Origin of the sequence: Streptomyces sp. NPDC001904 (assembly GCF_040297005.1) — a bacterium.
In the GTDB taxonomy this organism is placed as follows: Bacteria; Actinomycetota; Actinomycetes; order Streptomycetales; family Streptomycetaceae; genus Streptomyces.
On sequence record NZ_JBEOYI010000068.1, the window covers coordinates 1 to 2,157 of the forward strand.

Here is a 2,157-nt window from a genome sequence, read left to right on the forward strand (position 1 = left end):
GGTCCGTCGTGGCTGGTCGCGCAGTTCCCCGCGCCCCTGAAAGGCCTGCGGCCTTCAGGGGAGGCTGCGCGCAGCGCATGCCTCAGGGGCGCGGGGAACTGCGCGAGAAGCCCCACCGGCCCGCGGGCGGACCGACGTACCGAGGGAGGTCAGAGCGACCCCGGCGACCAGGAGAGCAGCCGCGCACCAGCGCAGGGCACTCACCGACTCCCCCAGGAACAGCGCCGCCGACGACATCCCGAACACCGGTACCAGCAGCGAGTACGGAGCGACGGTCGAGGCGTCGTAGCGCCGCAGCAGCCGGCTCCAGGCGCTGAAGCAGAACAGGGTCGTCACCAGGGCCACGTACACGATCGCGCCGACCCCGGGCAGATCGAGGGACGCCAGCGCGCGGGCGTCCGTCGCCGGGCCCTCGAAGAGGAGCGACAGGCCGAACAGGGGCAGCACGGGGACCGCGCTCGACCACACCATGAAGTTGAAGGGGGCCTCGGGGGCCGCCTTGCGGGTCAGCACGTTCGCCACGCCCCAGAACACGGCGGCGACGAGCACCAGCGCGAAGGCGCCGAGCGGGCCCGAAGAGCCCTCGTCGACGGCGGCGACCGCGATCCCGGCGAGCGCCACCGCCATGCCCGCGACCCGCACCGGCCGCGGGCGCTCCCCCAGGAACGCGAACGCGATCAGCGCCGTGAACACCGCCTGCACCTGGAGCACCAGGGAGGACAGCCCCGCGGGCATTCCCGTGTTCATGCCGACGAACAGCAGCCCGAACTTGCCCACGCCGAGGGCGAGTCCCAGGCCCACGATCCAGCGCCACGGCACGCACGGCCGGCCGACCAGGAACACCGCGGGCAGCGCCGCCAGCAGGAAGCGCAGGGCGCAGAAGAGCAGCGGCGGGAAGTGGGCGAGGCCGATGTCGATGACGACGAAGTTCACGCCCCACAGGGCGGCGACGAGCACGGCGAGGCCGGTGTGTGCGGGTCTCATGCGTCGAGGATCACGCCCCACGACCATGTAGCACCAGCGAAGATTGCTGCATGGTGGGATGAAGCACCGCTAAGGAGAAGGCGCGGGAGGGGTTCGTCGATGTTGGATCTTCAGCGGTTGCGCGCGCTGCACGCCGTCTCCGTGCACGGCACCGTGGGCGCCGCGGCGGCCGCGCTCGGGTACACGCCGTCCGCCGTGTCCCAGCAGATCGCGAAGCTGGAGCGGGAGACCAGGACGGTGCTGCTGGAGCGTGAGGGCCGGGGCGTGAAGCTCACCGAAGAGGCCCGGCAACTCGCCCGTACGGCGCATGAGTTGATGGCCGTCATGGAGCGCGCGGAGACCGAGCTCGAGGAGCGGCGCGGGGTGCCCGCGGGGCAGCTGAGCATCGCCGCGTTCGCCTCGGCGGCGCGCGGGCTGCTGCCCGGGGCGCTCGCGGCGCTGGCTCAGCGGCATCCCGCTCTCGACGCCCGGCTCACCGAGGTCGACCCGCATCTGTCGGTCGACCTCGTCGCGAAGGGGGCCGTCGATCTCGCCGTGGCCCACGACTGGGACATCGCGCCGCTGCCGGCGCCCGCCGGGCTGGAGCAGGCCGTCATCGGGGACGATCTGTGCGATCTGCTGGTGCCGGCGGGGCATCCGCTGGCCGGGCGGGAGGCGGTGCGGCGGGCCGAGTTGGGCGGGGAGCGGTGGGTGTCGCAGCCTGCGGGGCGGGTGTGCCACGACTGGCTGGTGCGGACGATGCGGGGGGCCGGGTTCGAGCCCGAGATCGTGCACCGGGCCGACGAGAATCCGACGCTGGTGGCGTTGGTGGCGGCCGGGCTCGGGGTGGCCGTGATTCCCCGGCTCGGGCGGGGGCCGCTGCCGGACGGGGTGGTGGTGGTCGGGCTCGATCCGTTGCCGCGGAGGCGGGTGTACGCCTTGTGGCGGGCCGGGATCTCGCGGCGCCCCGCCATCACGGCCACCGTCCAGGCGCTGCGCGATCAGGGTTCCGCCTGCCTCCTCCGGTAGTTCCCCGTCCGCGGCTCCGGTGGGGCTGGTCGCGCAGTTCCCCGCGCCCCTGAGGCATGCGCTGACGCGCAGCCTCCCCTGAAGGCCGCAGGCCTCTCAGGGGCGCGGGGGGCTTCTGGGGTTGTCGCCCGGCTGCCGGCCGGTGGGGCTTCTCGCGCAGTTCCC

The 2,157-nt window shown here is 73.8% G+C and carries 2 protein-coding genes; one reads left to right on the top strand and one right to left on the bottom strand.

The window, feature by feature from the left end; translation table 11 throughout:
• Positions 1–54: 54 nt before the first annotated feature.
• The gene (locus ABT127_RS39270; RefSeq protein WP_351461384.1) at positions 55–984 is read right to left on the bottom strand and encodes an EamA family transporter; all 930 of its coding nucleotides are present in this window, start codon (positions 982–984) and stop codon (positions 55–57) included.
• A 99-nt stretch (positions 985–1,083) separates the two neighbouring features.
• Here ABT127_RS39270 and ABT127_RS39275 point away from each other — a divergent pair, with 99 nt between their 5' ends.
• Positions 1,084–1,992, top strand: a complete 909-nt coding sequence (locus ABT127_RS39275) for a LysR family transcriptional regulator (protein ID WP_351461387.1) — start codon at positions 1,084–1,086, stop codon at positions 1,990–1,992.
• Positions 1,993–2,157: the final 165 nt, after the last annotated feature.

Coding starts and splice junctions, on each gene's coding strand:
- ABT127_RS39270 (WP_351461384.1), bottom strand. CDS start 984: ATGAGACCCGCACACACCGGCCTCGCCGTGCTCGTCGCCGCCCTGTGG.
- ABT127_RS39275 (WP_351461387.1), top strand. CDS start 1,084: ATGTTGGATCTTCAGCGGTTGCGCGCGCTGCACGCCGTCTCCGTGCAC.